This is a genomic window from Cupriavidus sp. PB-02, from assembly GCF_058252315.1.
In genome coordinates, this window is record NZ_CM177694.1 from 3,178,501 (window position 1) to 3,194,153 (window position 15,653).

The following is a 15,653-nucleotide window of genomic DNA, read 5'->3' on the forward strand; positions in this document are numbered from 1 at the left end:
CCCAAGGCAATACCTTCCTCTACCGGAGACCATCATGACCACGCTGACCATCAAGGACCTGTCCTCCACCGAAACCCTGGACCGCAAGGGCATGCACGCCGTACGCGGCGGCTTCGCCTACATGCCCTTCGTCTACAGCCCCGTGAAGCTGTCATTCGACAGCAGCATCAACGCCAAGCAGGAAATCGCGCAGATGCAGACCGTCACCAACATGAACGGCAACGGCTCGGCCTTCCTGGACCACGTCAAGTCCAACGTGCACACCGACCAGTACGCCAGCAACAACATCTACCGCTGAGCCCTCGCGCCCCAGCCAACTGAACCGACGCACCGACTACCGATACCGGAGACCATCATGACCACGCTGACCATCAAAGACCTGTCCGCCGCCGAAACCCTCGACAGCAAGCGCATGCACGCCGTGCGCGGCGGCTTCGCCTACATGCCCTTCGTGTACGCGCCGCTCAAGCTGTCGATCGACAAGAGCATCACTGCCACGCAGGAAATCGCGCAGATGCAGACGGTGACCAACCTGAACGGCAACGGCTCGGCCTTCCTGGACCACGTCAAGTCCAACGTGCACACCAACCAGAACGCAACCAACAACATCTACGGCTGATACGTCCTGGTCGCGGCATGCGCGGAGAAGCAGCAATCTCCGCGCCAGCCGCCCCCGGCACCCCGTTTAAAGGAGCACCATCATGTCAACAATCCTCGTCCGCGATCTTGCCCTGAGCAAGGAACTCGACCGTGCCTCGCTGTGCGCCGTACGCGGCGGCAATTCGTGGCTCAGCCGCGGCATCGGCAACGTCGGCCCGCTGGCCAACGTCACGGTCAATGTCAACCAGAACATCGCGCAGCTGCAGAGCGTCAACGTGAACACCCTGAACAACGTCGGCAGCATCGGCCCTGGCTTCGGCCCGGTGCGCGTCAACGTGGACCCGTCGCAATGGGGCGGCAATTTCGCCGCCGTCTGAGCGAAGCGCGGGGCGGGACTGTGGCCAGGGAGGACCGCGGACCGTCTCGCCTATACTGAAGCGGTCCCGCGGCCGCATGGCTGGGGTTCCCTACCGGGGACCGCGGCCATGCGGCCGCGGTCCCGCATGACGGAGACAGCCATGGCAGTGATCGTCATCAAGGATTTGTCCGACAGCATGGATCTCGACCGGCAGGCCATGACCGCCATCCTGGGCGGGGGGCGCACCGCCGGCGGCCAGGCATGGCATGGCCTGCGGCGCCAGGGCGTCGCGCGCATCGTCGACTACCCGGGCGGATTGCCGGGCAACCGCTACGTGATGCCGCGCGAGCAGCCGCTCGGCCGGCTGCCGCGCAAGGCAGCGGGCAAGGATGCCGAGGACTGAACTGCAGCAGGAACGAAAGCCGCAAAATGAAAGCCCGCCAGTCAATGGCGGGCTTGGTTGCGGACGGGCCCGGACATCCTGGGTCCACGCGGTCAGCAGTTCGGTCATTCAATTGGCCAGGCAGGCTTCCCATGATTCCGCCCATGACGCGGACGCCCATCCGGACCACCCGGAGAGTCGCAGAAAGTCTGGCACTGGGGGCAATGACCGCATTGCTCGCCGCGAACAGCGGCCCAATGCCGCTGGAGGAGGTCAAGCGGGAACGTTTCGTCCGCCCCGTGCGGGCATCCTGTGTGCCCGCGCCTCCAGTATAGGCGGGCGCCGCGCCCTTGCAACCCGCGCCAGCGCCGGCGCGGTGCCGGGGCGGCGTGGGGTGATCGCCGGCTGACATATCCGGTTACGTTTTCGCACCGCAACAAAAATTCCGCACTCTGCTATAATCCGCCGCTGTGAGTTTCGCAACTGTGAGATCCGCCAAGCGCCCGGCACTGCTTCACCTTCCTGCCGCGGCGAATCCGCTGCCCTCCCAAGCTCTGTTTCCTCGCTGCCGGACGCCTGGTTAATCACCTAAGCGCCAGCCGCCCAGCAGAACGCATCGCTCACCTGACGTCGCCTCGTCTCCGATCCTGTTGAACAGCCTGAAACCTGAGCTGTTTGCCTGCCAGGGACATGGCCGGACCGCCTAGCGGGACCAGCCAAAGCCCTGCCTGCCGCCGTACTGCCAGCTGTGTCTGTCGTAACGGCCTCACCGATTGGCGCCGAAGCCTTTTTAAGACTTTGCACTGCGCCCACCCCATTTGCTTTGCCGGGGTGCCATGCATTTACTTGACCATTACGACATGACCCAGCACGACATTCGTGCGGAGCAAGCTATTGCCTCCGCGACCGACGCTTCGATCACTTCCGACGCCGCCCAGATTATCGAGAGCCCGCTCGACAAGCTCGACGCCATGCTCAACGGCAGCCCGGCAGCCGAAGCCCCGGCCGCTACCATCCAGACTGAGAGCGGTTTCGCCACGCTCGGCCTGGACGCCGCCATCCTGCGCGCGCTCTCCGAACTGAATTACAACACGCCGACCCCGGTGCAGGCCCAGGCCATCCCGGCCTTCCTGGCCGGCCGTGACCTGCTGGTCTCGAGCCAGACCGGCTCGGGCAAGACCGCCGCGTTCATGCTGCCCGCGATCCAGCGCATCAGCGAAATGCCGGCGCCGCAGCGCGCGACCGAGCCCGCCAAGCGCATGAAGGGCAAGCGCCCCCGCCCGTCGCCGGCCCAGCCCGCACTGCTGGTGCTGACCCCGACGCGCGAACTGGCGCTGCAGGTGACCGAGGCTGCCGCCAAGTACGGCCGCAACCTGCGCCGCATCGTCTGCGCCAGCATCCTGGGCGGCATGCCCTACCCCAAGCAGCTGGCCGCGCTGGCCAAGATGCCTGACATCCTCGTGGCCACGCCGGGCCGCCTGCTCGACCATATCGACGCCGGCCGCATCGACCTGTCGGCACTGCAGATGCTGGTGTTCGACGAGGCCGACCGCATGCTCGACATGGGCTTTGCCGACGACATCGACGCCATCGTCAACGCCACGCCGGCTTCGCGCCAGACGCTGATGTTCTCGGCCACGCTGGATGCGCGTATCGGCCAGCTCGCCTCGCGCCAGCTGCGTGACCCGCAGCGCATCGAGATCGCCGCGGCCCGCGCCGACCAGAGCCATATCGAGCAGCGCCTGCACTTTACCGACGACATGTCGCACAAGGAGCGCCTGCTGGACCACCTGCTGCGCGACTCAACGCTCAAGCAAGCCATCGTCTTCACCGCGACCAAGCGCGATGCCGATTCGCTGGCCGAGCGCCTGTCCGACACCGGCTTCTCGGCCGGCGCACTGCACGGCGACATGACCCAGGGCGCGCGTAACCGCACCCTGACCGCACTGCGCCGCGGCAACCTGCGCGTGCTGGTGGCCACCGACGTGGCCGCGCGCGGCATCGACGTGCCCGATATCACCCACGTGGTGAACTTCGACCTGCCCAAGCAGGCCGAGGACTACGTGCACCGCATCGGCCGTACCGGCCGCGCAGGCCGCTCGGGCACCGCCATCAACCTGGTGAACCACAACGACATGTTCCAGTGGAAGCGCATCGAGCGCTTCACCAACCAGCGCATCGACGCTTCGGTGATCGAAGGCCTGGAGCCGCGCCGTTCGCCCAAGCCCCGCTCGAACTTCGGCGGCAAGCCGGGCGGCCGTGGTGACTTCCGTGGCAACGGCGGCGGCAATGGCGGCGGCTACCGTGGCGGCGAGCGCAGCTTCGGCGACCGTAAGTTCGGCGGCGGCAATGGCGGTGGCGCCGGCGGCTTCGGCGAGCGCAAGTTCAGCGGCGAGAGCCGTGGCTTCGGCAACCGCGCAGAAGGCGCGCGCCCGTTCGGTGACGACAACCGTGGCGGCTTCAGCAACCGTGAAGGTGCCGGCTACCGTGGCCAGGGCGGCCAGGGCGGCGGCTACCGCGGCGCCAGCGACGGCGCACGTGGCTTCGGCAACCGCGAAGGCGGCCGCAGCTTCGGCGACGACAACCGCGGTGGTTTCGGCAACCGCGAGGGTGCTGCGCGCACCTTTGCCGACGGCAATCGCACCGGTAGCGGCGGCTACCGCGGCAACGGCGAAGGCCGTACCTTCAGCGGCAATCGCGATGGCAACCGCGATGGCAACCGCAGCTTTGGCGGCGGCTACGGCGGCAACGGCAACGGCAACAGCAACGGCAACCGCAACAGCCGCTCGCGCTACGAGCGCTGATCGGACGGTGCGCTGAGCGCACCTGCCAGGCAGAAGAAAGGGCACCCTCGGGTGCCCTTTTCCATGCGCGGCGCCGTCTGCTAAAGCGCGCAGGTGCGGAAGCCGACGAAGGCAAGATCATCCTCCGGCAGCAGCGCCCAGCGTGCGCGCACATGGCGCAGCCGCGCAGGACTGGCGAAGGAGATGCCGCGCACCGCCTGGTGCGTGCCGAAGTGGCTCACCAGCTCGCCGTCCGAAGGCGCGGCGGTAAAGCCCGCATACGGCTCGTACGGCGTTGCCGTCCACTCGCGCAGCGCGCCCCACTGCAGGCCGCGGTTCTGCGTGGCGGCGAGCTCCCATTCCGATTCCGCCGGCAGGCGCCGCCCGGCCCAGACGCACCACGCCTGCGCTTCGTACAGCGTGACGTGGCGCACCGCCTCGTCGGGGTTAAGCGTGCGCAGCGTGCCGAAGCGCTCCACCATCCACGCGCGCGTCGACGGATGGCGCGACCAGTAGCGCGGCGCCGAGCGTTCCTGCGTCATCAGCCACTGGCGCCCGGCGGGCGACCACCAGGCCGGGTGCTGGTAGCCACCGTCCTCGACGAATTCCAGGAACTGCGCGGTGCTGACCGGCGCCATGTCCATCTCGAAGGCCGGCACATAAGTCGGCTGGGGCGGAAGCTCGTCGGGCCAGGCAAAACCGTCGGGATCGTTCCAGCCGAGTGTGAAGCGCCCGCCCGGGAAATGCAGCGTGCCCCCATGCCCCGCGGGCTGGGCCATGCCGGCGCCCACGGCCTCGGCCGGCGCCATGCCCAGCGCCTGCAGCAGCGCCGCCACGCCCTCGCCCTGCGCATCCTCATGGAACAGCGCGCGGCGAAACGGGTACAGCGTCAGGTCGTCGTCATCCGGCAGCAGTGCGATCCGGCGCAGCACGCCGTCGAGCACCTCGGCGGCATACTGCTTGACCACGGCCACGTCGGGCAGCGTGATTTCCCAGCGCTCGTCCGGGCCGATGCGGTCGGGGTCGAACCATTCGTCGGCGCCGTCGAGCAGCGCGGGCTCGCTCGCCACCGGCACCGGTACGCCGCCGCGGTCCACCTGGCGCACGCCGCGCAGGCACCACCACTCGGCATGCCAGGCGACATGCCCCAACGTCCACAGCGGCGGATCGGCATCGTACTGGCGTGGCACGTCCCAGGCGCGCCGCGTCTGGCCGAACGGCGCGAGCCAGGCCAGCGTGCGGCTGCGGGTCTCGACCAGCGCCTGCGCCAGGCCTTCGCGCGGCAGCCGGCGCGGGTCGGACCAGGTCGCCTTGCCGCCAGTGAAATAGAGATCGGGAAGCATGGGGAAGCCGCTCATCGGGAAGGTCCGCGCTGGGGAACAGGTATTGGCTGTGGCCGCAGCGGCCACGGAGCGTGCGCAGCACGCGACACGCCCGTCGCGGCCATTATGACACTACCTGCCTGACCTGCCCGGCGCCCCCCCGCGGCCCTGCCCGGAGGCGCGCCCTCAGCCGCGCGCGTGGAACACGGCGAACCAGCCTTGCGGATCAGTCCAGTACACCGGGTCGTCAAACCCGGCGGCGTCGAGCAGCAACGCGAAATCCTCAGGGCGGTATTTGTAGGAGTCCTCGGTATGGATGCGCTCGCCCGCTGCAAACTCGCGCGCGCCGCCGTCCCACTGCACGCGCACGTCGCGGCAGGCCTGCAGGTGCATCTGGATGCGCGAGGCCTCGTGGTCGAAGCTCGCCAGGTGGCGCCAGTCGGACAACTCGAAGTTTGTGCCGACGATCCGGTTCAGGTTGCGCAGCACGTTACGGTTGAAGGCGGCGGTGACGCCCAGCGCATCGTCGTAGGCGGACACCAGCGTGGCCTCGTCCTTGTGCAGATCCACCCCGATCAGCACGCCGTCGCCGCGCCCGGCCGCGCCACGCAGGCGCTGCAGCAAGGCCAGGGCATCGACCGGGGCGAAATTGCCAATGCTCGATCCAGGATAGAAGAACAGGCGCCTGCCCCGCCTGACGTTCGACGGCAGGTCGAACTGCGAACACAGGTCGGCGCCGAGGCCCAGCATCGGGATACCCGGGTGCTGCTGCTGCAGCGACGACAGCGTCGCGCGCAGGAACTCGACCGAGATATCCAACGCCACGTACTGCGCCGGGCGCAGGCTGCCGAAGAGCCGCGCCGCCTTCTCGCAATTGCCGGCGCCCAGGTCCACCAGCACGCAGCCGCTTCCGGCGCGCGCGGCGATGGCCGGCGCCGCGCTGGCAAAGATCGCGGCCTCGGTGCGGGTCGGATAGTACTCTGGCAGGTCGGTGATGGCCTCGAACAGGCGTGAGCCCAGCACGTCGTAGAAGAACTTGGGACTGATCGCGGCATGCTCCGCGCGCAGCCCGGTCAGCACCTGCTCGCGCAGCGCCCCGTTGTCCTCGCGGTACTGCTGCACGAATTCCGGCTGCGGCGGCGGGCGATGCGCGTGCCCGTTGGCGAACGCGACCAGCGCGGGCTGCCCGTTGGGCGGCGGGGCGCTAGCGTGCCCATTATGGTTGTGACGAGGGGAGTTCTGCGGGGTCTTGTGCGGGAGGGGGGAGGCGTTCGGCGAGTTCGGGACAGCCGGCATGACGTTTCCTTGTGTGGTCGCGAATGTTGCTGCTCACTGCGTGTTCCCCAAGGCCGCGCTGTGCATGTCGTGCGCGCCGGTCTCCGCAACGCCTCCCTGTGCTGTCCAGGACGCATCGGGCGGAGCCGATATTCAAGGATAGGCCCATCCGGCGGATTGTGCAGCGCCCAATGCCCGCATGCGCCGTATGCAACACATAAAAAACCTTGAGTCAGTATCTCCCCCAATGGGCCATGTTGCGGGTAGTTCGTTTATAATCCGGCCCAACGCGGCCCCTTAGTGGGTCGCGTCCCTCAAAGGGGAGTAGCTCCGGGGCCCATGCCCTTAGCACAATCGTCATTCCGGGACCGGCGTCCCCGGTTGTGCTGACTACCGGTGCGCATACCGCGCCGTTGGTCGAGCAAGACCTTTGCAACCTGGCATTTCATGGTTTGCAAAGGCGGCCCCACCCTCCCGTGCTCCGTGAATCCAGGCGAACCCAATACGGCGCGCTTGCGCTTGATTCGTACCCTGAGGAGAGTTCATGGAGTGGTTTACCGATCTGTTCACGATGCAGTTCCTGACGGCGCTGCTGTCCATCGTCGTCATTGACCTGGTGCTGGCCGGCGACAATGCCATCGTGATCGCCCTCGCGGCGCGCAACCTGCCCCCCCACCTGCAAAAGAAGGCCATTATCTGGGGTACCGTCGGTGCCGTGGTGGTACGCTCGGCCATGACGATCGGCGTGGTCTGGCTGCTCAAGATTCCCGGGCTGCTGCTGGTCGGCGGCCTGGCGCTGGTATGGATCGCCTACAAACTGCTCTCCGACGAAGGCGCCGGCGAGGGGCACGGCTCGGGCGCCGCGACCCTGTGGGGCGCGATGAAGACCATCATCATCGCCGACGCGGTGATGGGCGTGGACAACGTGCTGGCCGTGGCCGGCGCCGCGCATGGCAGCTTCCTGCTGGTGGTGCTGGGCCTGCTGATCAGCATCCCCATCGTGGTGTGGGGCTCGAGCCTGGTGCTCAAGCTGATGGGCCGCTTCCCGGTCATCATCTATGTCGGCGCGGGCGTGCTGGCGTTCACGGCGGTCAAGATGATCGTGCACGAGCCGCTGGTCAAGGCCTTCTTCGAGGCCAACCCGGTGGCCAACTGGGGCCTGTACGTGCTGATCATCGGCGGCGTGCTCGGTGGCGGCTACCTGGTGCAGAAGCGCCGCGTGCAACAGGAACCGGCCGGCAGCCACTAAGGCTGGTGCCATGCGCAGCCGGGGCAAGCGCCCTGGTTGCTTCAGGAAAGGGCCACCCGAAGGGGTGGCCCTTTTGCTTTAAAATGCCTGCTTTGCGGTCCCACGCCCGCGTCACTTCCCACCCGCCCCGCGCCGATGAAACAGTATCTCGACTTCATGCGCCATGTGTACGAGCATGGCACCGACAAGGCCGACCGCACCGGCACCGGCACACGCTCGGTGTTCGGCTACCAGATGCGCTTCGACCTGCGCGAAGGCTTCCCGGTGGTGACCACCAAGAAGCTGCACCTGAAGTCCATCATCCTGGAACTGCTGTGGTTCCTGCAGGGCTCGACCAATGTGCACTGGCTGCAGGAAAACGGTGTCAGCATCTGGGACGAATGGGCCGACGAGAACGGCGAACTGGGCCCGGTGTACGGCTCGCAGTGGCGCTCGTGGCCGGCGCCGGACGGCCGCCATATCGACCAGATCACCGAGCTGATGGCGCAGATCCGCGCCAACCCGGATTCGCGCCGGCTGATCGTGTCGGCCTGGAACGTTGCCGACATCCCGCGCATGAAGCTGCCGCCCTGCCACGCGTTCTTCCAGTTCTACGTGGCCGACGGCAAGTTGTCGTGCCAGCTCTACCAGCGCAGCGCCGATATCTTCCTGGGCGTGCCGTTCAATATCGCCAGCTATGCGCTGCTCACGCACATGATCGCGCAGCAGGCCGGGCTGGAAGTGGGCGACTTTATCTGGACCGGCGGCGACTGCCATATCTACAACAACCATTTCGAGCAGGTGCAGACGCAGCTGGCGCGCGCGCCGCTGCCGCTGCCGCAACTGAAGATCCTGCGCAAGCCAGACAGCATCTTCGACTACCGCTACGAAGACTTCGAGCTGGTGGGCTATCAGTCGCACGCCGCCATCAAGGCACCGGTGGCCGTATGACGCTGCTGACTTTGGTTGTCGCGCGCGCGCGCAACGGCACCATCGGCCGCGACAACACGCTGCCGTGGCGCCTGCCGGAAGACCTGGCGCATTTCAAGCGCACCACCATGGGCGCGCCCGTGATCATGGGCCGCAAGACCTGGGACTCGATCGGCCGCCCGCTGCCGGGCCGGCGCAATATCGTGGTCAGCCGCAATCCTGACCTGCGCATCGAGGGCGCCGAGGTGGCGCCATCGCTGGAAGACGCGCAGCGGCTGTGCGTCGGCGTCGACCAGATCTTCCTGATCGGCGGCGCGCAGCTCTATGTCGAGGCGATGCCGAGCGCCGACCGGCTGGTAGTGACCGAGATCGACGCGGACGTGGAAGGCGACGCCTTCTTCCCGCCGATCGACCGCACGCAGTGGCTGGAAGTCGCGCGCGAGACGCATCATTCCGAGGCCAACGGCTTCGACTATGCGTTCGTCACCTACGAGCGCCCGCCTTCCGAAGAGTCGTGAGCGCATGCCGGCGGCATTGACAAATCCCGCTCCATCGCCCACAGTCTGGTCCATGGACCGCCGTCACTTCCCCATCGCGCGAATTATTCGCACCATTCTCCGAATGGTGGGTTAGCGCGCGTCCAGAACCAGTTTTCCGCAAACACCCGCCCTGCAGGCGGGTGTTTTGTTTCCGGCTCCAGGGCAATCGACAACGAACCCGGAGCCCCTCCATGCAGGCAACTGCCGAAGCCACCACGGACCACGCCACAGCCGCTGCATCCGACCATCACGTCTACCTGAAGCGCATCCTGACGGCGCGCGTCTACGACGTGGCGCGCGAGACCGAACTGGACTTTGCCAGGCACCTGTCCGAGCGGCTGCACAACCAGATCTACCTCAAGCGCGAAGACACCCAGCCGGTGTTCTCGTTCAAGCTGCGCGGCGCCTACAACAAGATGGCGCACCTCAGCCCCGATGCGCTGCGGCGCGGCGTCATCACCGCTTCGGCGGGCAACCATGCGCAAGGCGTGGCGCTGTCCGCGGCGCGCCTGGGCGTACGCGCGCTGATTGTGGTGCCGACCACGGCGCCGCAGGTCAAGGTCGACGCGGCACGCGCGCACGGCGGACCGACCGTCGAGGTGGTGCAGGCCGGCGACTCCTATACCGATGCCTACCGCCATGCGATGCAACTGCAGGCGGAACAGGGGCTAACCTTTATCCCCGCGTTCGACGACCCCGACGTGATCGCCGGCCAGGGCACGGTGGCCGCCGAAATCCTCAACGCGCACCGCGGCCCGATCCACGCGATCTTCGTGCCGATCGGCGGCGGCAGCCTGGCCGCAGGGGTGGCGACCTACGTCAAAGCGGTGCGGCCCGAAATCAAGGTCATCGGCGTGCAGACGGAAGACTCCTGCGCCATGGCGCAATCGATCCGCGCCGGCCGACGCGTGGAACTGGACGAAGTGGGACTGTTCTCGGACGGCACCGCGGTCAAGCTGGTCGGCGAAGAGACCTTCCGGCTGTGCCGCCGCTACCTTGACGACATCGTCATCGTCGACACCGATGCGCTTTGCGCGGCAATCAAGGACGTGTTCGAAGACACCCGCAGCGTGCTGGAACCCGCCGGTGCGCTGGCCGTGGCGGCAGCCAAGCAGTATGCGATGCGCGCGGGCCTGCGCAACCAGACACTGGTGGCGGTCACCTCAGGCGCCAATATCAACTTCGAGCGCATGCGCTTTGTCGCCGACCGGGCCGAGTTGGGCAACGCGCGCGAAGCGATGTTCGGCGTGACGCTGCCGGAGGCCTGCGGCGCATTCCGGCGCCTGTGCAGCCGGGTCGGCGACCGGCAGGTCAGCGAGTTCACCTACCGGATTGCCGATGCGCAGACGGCCCACGTCTTTGTCGGCATGCAGCTAAGGGCGTCGGGAGAGTCTGAACAGCTAGTGAAGGCACTGCAGCAGGATGGCTTCCCGACCATCGACCTGACGGCCGATGAGGTAGCGAAAGAGCATGTGCGGCATATGATCGGCGGCCGCTCGCCGCTGGCACGTGGCGAACGCCTGTTCCGCTTTGAATTTCCGGAACGGCCCGGAGCACTGATGCGGTTCCTGTCGGCGCTGGCGCCGGACTGGAATATCAGCCTGTTCCACTACCGGAACCAGGGCGGCGACACCGGCTCGGTGCTGGCCGGCATCCAGGTGGCCGAGGCGCAAGGCGCGGCGTTCGAAGAACGCCTCGCCACGCTTGGCTACCCGTACCAGGACGTCAGTGCCAATCCGGCGTATCGCCTGTTTCTTGCCTGAAAAGGCGAACCATGTGGATGGCCCGTCGGCTCAGGCACCGGCGATGGTCATCTGCTCGAGCAGGATCGAGCCGGTTTCCTTGGTGCCACGCACCAGCGAATCCGCGCCGATCGCAACGATTTGCTTGAGCATCTCGGCCATATTGCCGGCGATGGTGATTTCCTCGACCGGATACTGGATCACACCGTTCTCGACCCAGTAGCCCGAGGCGCCGCGCGAGTAGTCACCGGTCACGTAGTTGACGCCCTGCCCCATCAACTCGGTCACCAGCAGGCCGGTGCCGAGCTTGCGCAGCATCGCCGGGAAGTCGTCGCCCGGCTCGGTCAGCTTGCTCGACAGCGTCAGGTTGTGCGAGCCACCGGCGTTGCCGGTGGTCTGCATGCCAAGCTTGCGCGCGGAGTAGGTCGACAGGAAATAGCCCTGCACCACGCCATCCAGGACCACGTCGCGCTCGCGGGTGCGCACGCCTTCCTCGTCGAATGGGGCGCTGCCCATGGCGCCAGGGGTATGCGGCTGCTCGTGGATCTGCACGTGCGGGGCGAATACGGTCTTGCCCAGCGAATCGCACAGGAAGGTGGACTTGCGGTACAGCGCACCGCCCGACACCGCCTGCACGAAGGCGCCCAGCAGGCCCGCGGCCAGCGGCGCCTCGAACAGCACCGGGCAGCGGCGCGTGGACAGCTTGCGCGCCTGCAGCCGCGCCAGCGCGCGTTCGGCGGCGTACTTGCCGATGTCTTCCGGCGCCGCCAGCACCGTTGGCGAGCGCTTGGACGAGTACCAGTCGTCGCGCTGCATGCCGCTGCCGCTGCCGGCGATCGGCGCGCACGAGATAAAGTGGCGCGAATACGGATAGCCGCCGACGAAGCCGCGCGAGGTGGCCAGCACGAACTGCGAATGCTGGGCCGACACGCTGGCGCCGTCGCTGTTGCGGATGCGCGGCGACACCGCGAAGGCCGCGGCCTCGGCGCGGGTGGCGATGTCGATCGCGGCTTCGGCGTCGATGTTCCACGGGTGGAACAGGTCCAGGTCCTGCGGCGAGCGCTCCAGTAGTTCTTCTTCCGCAAGGCCGGCGCACTCGTCCTCGGCGGTGAAGCGGGCGATGTTGTAGGCCGCCTCGGCCGTGGCGCGCAATGCCGCTGGCGAGAAGTCTGAGGTGCTGGCGTTGCCGCGACGCTTGCCGATCATCACCGTGACACCGACCACCTTGTCGCGGTTCTGCTCGATGGTTTCCACCTGCCCCTTGCGCACCGACACCGACAGGCCGCTGCCTTCGGAGATCTCGGTGGCGGCATCGGTCGCCCCCAGTTCGCGTGCCACACGCAGCACATCGGCGGCCATCTCGCTGAGCTGGGCCTGGGTGTAGGTGAAGTGCGCGGTCTGTTCTGCAATATGGTCCATGGGGTCCATGCTGGGCGGGTGTCATCAAAAGTCCAAGCGGCAATCATAGCAAGATAAAATGCCGGGCATGACGCGAAATTCCCGTAATCCGAACGGCTCGCGCTTTCCTGGAGGCTTTGCGCCGGAACCGGAAGACGACGAACCGAAAAGCAAGTCGCAGCGCAAGCGCGACATGACCGCCCTGCAGGACCTTGGCACCGAGCTGGAAGGCCTGGCCAAGGACCGCCTGGCGCGCGTGCCCATGCCCGAAGCGCTGGCCGACGCCATCCACCAGGCGCGCCGCATCACCAGCCACGAAGGCAAGCGCCGCCAGATGCAGTATGTGGGCAAGGTCATGCGCGGCCTGGACGACGACGAGGTCGAGGCCATCCGCCGCGCGCTGGAAGGCTTCAAGGGCACCAGCAAGGCCGAGACCGCACGCATGCACCTGATCGAGCGCTGGCGCGAGCTGCTGCTGGCCGACGACGCGGCGCTGACGCGCTTCCTCGGCGAGCATCCCGGCATCGACGTGCAGGCGCTGCGCAACACCATCCGCAACGCGCGCAAGGAAAAAGAGCAAGGCAAGCCGCCGCGCTATTTCCGCGAACTGTTCCAGGCGATCAAGGCGGCGCTCGACGAAAAGGATGGCAAGGCCGCCGCGCAGGACCAACCCCCGACCCCGGAGCCCGAGGCATGACCCAGACCACGCAGCCGATCGCCCGCAACCATCCCGACGAACTCGTCGTCGGCTTTGTCTCGATCTCGGACCGCGCCTCGGCCGGCACCTACCAGGATGAGGGCATCCCGGCGCTGCGCGAGTGGTTCGGACGCACGCTGACCTCGCCGTGGCAGGCGGTGGAGCGGCTGATCCCCGACGAGCAGGCGCAGATCTCGCGTACGCTGATCGACCTGGTGGACGTGGCCGGCTGCGACCTGGTGCTGACGACCGGCGGCACCGGCCCCGCGCGGCGGGACGTCACGCCCGAAGCCACGCTGGCCGTGGCGACCAAGGAAATGCCCGGTTTCGGCGAGCAGATGCGCCAGGTCAGCCTGCATTTCGTGCCGACCGCGATCCTGTCGCGCCAGGTGGCGGTGATCCGCGAAACCGCCAGCCGCGCCGCGCTGATCATCAACCTGCCCGGCCAGCCGCGCGCCATCCGCGAAACGCTGGAAGGCCTTCGCGATGCCGACGGCAAGGCGGTGGTGCAAGGGATCTTTGCTGCGGTGCCGTATTGCATCGACCTGATCGGCGGCCCGTACATGGAAACTGACGAGGCGATCGTCAAGGCCTGGCGTCCGAAGAACGCCGTGCGCGCCAAACCCGGCGCATAACATAATCCACCCAGCCTCCACCCGGCCCGCCGGCATACGCCGCGCGGGCACCCTCCCTGCGCCTCAGCGCAACCCCAGGTACAACCCCACGGGCACGAACACCACCGCGGCGATATTGCCCAGCAGCACGATCGACGCCACCTGGTCCGGCTCTTGCCGGAAGTGGTCCGCCACCAGGAAGTTCAGCACCGCTGGCGGCAACGAGGCAAAGACGAACAGTAGCCCGCGCTGCAGTTCCGTCAGCGGCACCCACTGCGCCAGCAGCAACGCCACCGCGATGCCGGTCAGCGGGCAAGCCACCGCGCCGACCAGCCCCATGCCCCAGTTGCGCAGGCTCACATCCTTCATGCGCACGCCCAGCGCGAACAGCATCAGCGGCACCGTGGCATCGCCCAGCAGCTTGACCGACTGGTAGACCGGGTCGGGCAGCGTGAACCACGGCCGCGCCAGCGACAATCCCACGCCAGCCACGGTGGCCAGCACCATGGGATTGCGCGCGATCTGCGCCATCGACGCATGCCGGTTAACGGTCTTCATGCCGATGGTGAAGTGCATCAGGTTGGACGCAGCGAACAGTGCCACCGCCGGCGCCAGGCCGGCCGGCCCAAAGGCAAAGACCGACAGCGGCAGGCCCATGTTGCCGCAGTTGTTGAACATCATCGGCGGCACGAAGGTGCGCGGATCGACCTTGAGCAGCCGCGCCAGCCCCCACGCCAGCACGCCGGAGCCCAGCACCACGGCCACCGCGCAGCCCAGCAGCACCAGCTGATCGGCCAGCAGGAAGTCCTTGCTGACGAAGGCCGACACCACCAGCAGCGGCGCAATCACATCCAGCGTGGCGCGGTTGATGCCGGCCATGTCCGGATGCGCCCTGCGCCCGTACAGCCACCCGACCAGGATGATCAGGATGACCGGGGTGATGATGGAGACGATGCGCTCGAGCATGGGCGGGCGGGACGGGGGCTCGCGCCGGGCACGGAGCGGCGCCCGGCAGCGGCAACAAGGCCCGGCAATGCGTGCGGCCCGTCGCTGGTGGTGAGTTGTTGTTGTGTGGTGGCGGGTGGCCCTGCTGGTCCGGGTTATGGGGCGGGCGTGCCGGGGGCGGGCGTGCCGACGGCCGACGCGTCCGGGACCGTCGCGTCAGCCGCGGGCGCTGCGCCGGGCGCCGTGTGGCGGATAAAGTGCGTGCGGTAGTAGCGCAGTTCCTCGACCGACTCCAGGATATCGGCCAGCGCCGTGTGCAGCTGGCGCTTGACGAAGCCCTTGTGGATGGCCGGCTCCCAACGCTTGCACAGCTCCTTGAGCGTGGACACGTCCAGGTTGCGGTAGTGGAAGAACGCCTCCAGCTTGGGCATATAGCGCGCCATGAAGCGGCGATCCTGGCAGATCGAGTTGCCGCACATCGGCGACTTGTTGGCCGGCACCCAGCGCTTGAGGAAGGCCAGCAGCTCGGCCTCGGCCTGCTCTTCGGTCAGCGTGGAAGCCTTGACCTTGTCGATCAGGCCGGAGCGGCCGTGGGTGCCCTTGTTCCAGTTGTCCATGCCGTCGAGCACGGCATCGCTCTGGTGGATCACCAGCACGGGGCCCTCGGCCAGGATATTGAGCTCGGAGTCGGTGACCACGATCGCCACCTCGATGATGCGGTCGGTGTCCGGCGACAGGCCGGTCATTTCCATGTCCAGCCAGATCAGGTTGTTTTCACTTTTTACGGATTTGGCGGCGGCGTGGGTTGTCATCGGGACTGCGGAAGATAGGGATTTCGGG

Annotated in this window: 16 protein-coding genes; 11 read left to right on the top strand and 5 right to left on the bottom strand. The window is 67.3% G+C overall.

The window, feature by feature from the left end; translation table 11 throughout:
* Positions 1-34: 34 nt before the first annotated feature.
* The 5 genes from AC10V3_RS14900 (at position 35) to AC10V3_RS14920 (ending at position 4,144) form a co-directional block, all read left to right on the top strand.
* Positions 35-298 carry a hypothetical protein gene (locus AC10V3_RS14900; protein WP_022536048.1) on the top strand — a complete coding sequence of 88 codons (264 nt, stop codon included), beginning with the start codon at positions 35-37 and terminating at the stop codon, positions 296-298.
* Positions 299-355: 57 nt separating this feature from the next.
* Positions 356-619: a hypothetical protein gene (locus tag AC10V3_RS14905; RefSeq protein WP_022536049.1), complete on the top strand. Its 264-nt coding sequence runs from the start codon at positions 356-358 to the stop codon at positions 617-619.
* An 82-nt stretch (positions 620-701) separates the two neighbouring features.
* Positions 702-977: a hypothetical protein gene (locus AC10V3_RS14910; RefSeq protein WP_349608822.1), complete on the top strand. Its 276-nt coding sequence runs from the start codon at positions 702-704 to the stop codon at positions 975-977.
* 141 nt (positions 978-1,118) lie between these two features.
* The gene (locus AC10V3_RS14915) at positions 1,119-1,361 is read left to right on the top strand and encodes a hypothetical protein (RefSeq protein ID WP_022536051.1); all 243 of its coding nucleotides are present in this window, start codon (positions 1,119-1,121) and stop codon (positions 1,359-1,361) included.
* Between the two features lie 839 nt (positions 1,362-2,200).
* Positions 2,201-4,144 (top strand): DEAD/DEAH box helicase, encoded by a 1,944-nt coding sequence (locus AC10V3_RS14920; RefSeq protein WP_490922414.1) that lies wholly within the window; start codon positions 2,201-2,203, stop codon positions 4,142-4,144.
* Positions 4,145-4,224: 80 nt separating this feature from the next.
* Here the strand turns inward: AC10V3_RS14920 and AC10V3_RS14925 are convergent, their stop codons facing one another.
* Positions 4,225-5,481: an SUMF1/EgtB/PvdO family nonheme iron enzyme gene (locus AC10V3_RS14925; RefSeq protein WP_022536053.1), complete on the bottom strand. Its 1,257-nt coding sequence runs from the start codon at positions 5,479-5,481 to the stop codon at positions 4,225-4,227.
* Between the two features lie 150 nt (positions 5,482-5,631).
* Entirely contained in the window at positions 5,632-6,741 is a 1,110-nt protein-coding gene (gene egtD, locus AC10V3_RS14930) for an L-histidine N(alpha)-methyltransferase (protein ID WP_349608818.1), read from the bottom strand.
* Positions 6,742-7,264: 523 nt separating this feature from the next.
* Here egtD and AC10V3_RS14935 point away from each other — a divergent pair.
* From AC10V3_RS14935 to ilvA, 4 genes are all read left to right on the top strand, one after another.
* Complete coding sequence (locus tag AC10V3_RS14935; protein ID WP_022536055.1) at positions 7,265-7,969, top strand: TerC family protein; 705 nt, start codon at positions 7,265-7,267, stop codon at positions 7,967-7,969.
* 135 nt (positions 7,970-8,104) lie between these two features.
* Positions 8,105-8,899: a thymidylate synthase gene (locus AC10V3_RS14940; RefSeq protein WP_041681113.1), complete on the top strand. Its 795-nt coding sequence runs from the start codon at positions 8,105-8,107 to the stop codon at positions 8,897-8,899.
* Positions 8,896-9,396 (top strand): dihydrofolate reductase, encoded by a 501-nt coding sequence (locus AC10V3_RS14945; RefSeq protein ID WP_022536057.1) that lies wholly within the window; start codon positions 8,896-8,898, stop codon positions 9,394-9,396. Before AC10V3_RS14940 ends, AC10V3_RS14945 begins: the two co-directional genes overlap by 4 nt.
* A 212-nt stretch (positions 9,397-9,608) precedes the next feature.
* Entirely contained in the window at positions 9,609-11,180 is a 1,572-nt protein-coding gene (gene ilvA, locus AC10V3_RS14950; protein WP_022536058.1) for a threonine ammonia-lyase, biosynthetic, read from the top strand.
* 30 nt (positions 11,181-11,210) lie between these two features.
* On the opposite strand, the gene pmbA is transcribed toward ilvA, so the two are convergent.
* Entirely contained in the window at positions 11,211-12,578 is a 1,368-nt protein-coding gene (gene pmbA / locus AC10V3_RS14955; protein ID WP_454752244.1) for a metalloprotease PmbA, read from the bottom strand.
* Between the two features lie 67 nt (positions 12,579-12,645).
* On the opposite strand from pmbA, the gene yjgA reads away from it, so the two are divergent.
* Positions 12,646-13,254, top strand: coding sequence for a ribosome biogenesis factor YjgA (yjgA, locus tag AC10V3_RS14960; RefSeq protein WP_349608813.1), 609 nt, complete (start codon positions 12,646-12,648; stop codon positions 13,252-13,254).
* Complete coding sequence (gene mog / locus AC10V3_RS14965) at positions 13,251-13,889, top strand: molybdopterin adenylyltransferase (RefSeq protein WP_022536061.1); 639 nt, start codon at positions 13,251-13,253, stop codon at positions 13,887-13,889. Before yjgA ends, mog begins: the two co-directional genes overlap by 4 nt.
* Positions 13,890-13,952: 63 nt before the next feature.
* Here the strand turns inward: mog and AC10V3_RS14970 are convergent, their stop codons facing one another.
* Together AC10V3_RS14970 and orn are read right to left on the bottom strand one after the other, a co-directional pair.
* Positions 13,953-14,834, bottom strand: a complete 882-nt coding sequence (locus tag AC10V3_RS14970; RefSeq protein ID WP_022536062.1) for an AEC family transporter — start codon at positions 14,832-14,834, stop codon at positions 13,953-13,955.
* 134 nt (positions 14,835-14,968) lie between these two features.
* Positions 14,969-15,625: an oligoribonuclease gene (orn, locus tag AC10V3_RS14975; protein ID WP_041681114.1), complete on the bottom strand. Its 657-nt coding sequence runs from the start codon at positions 15,623-15,625 to the stop codon at positions 14,969-14,971.
* Positions 15,626-15,653: the final 28 nt, after the last annotated feature.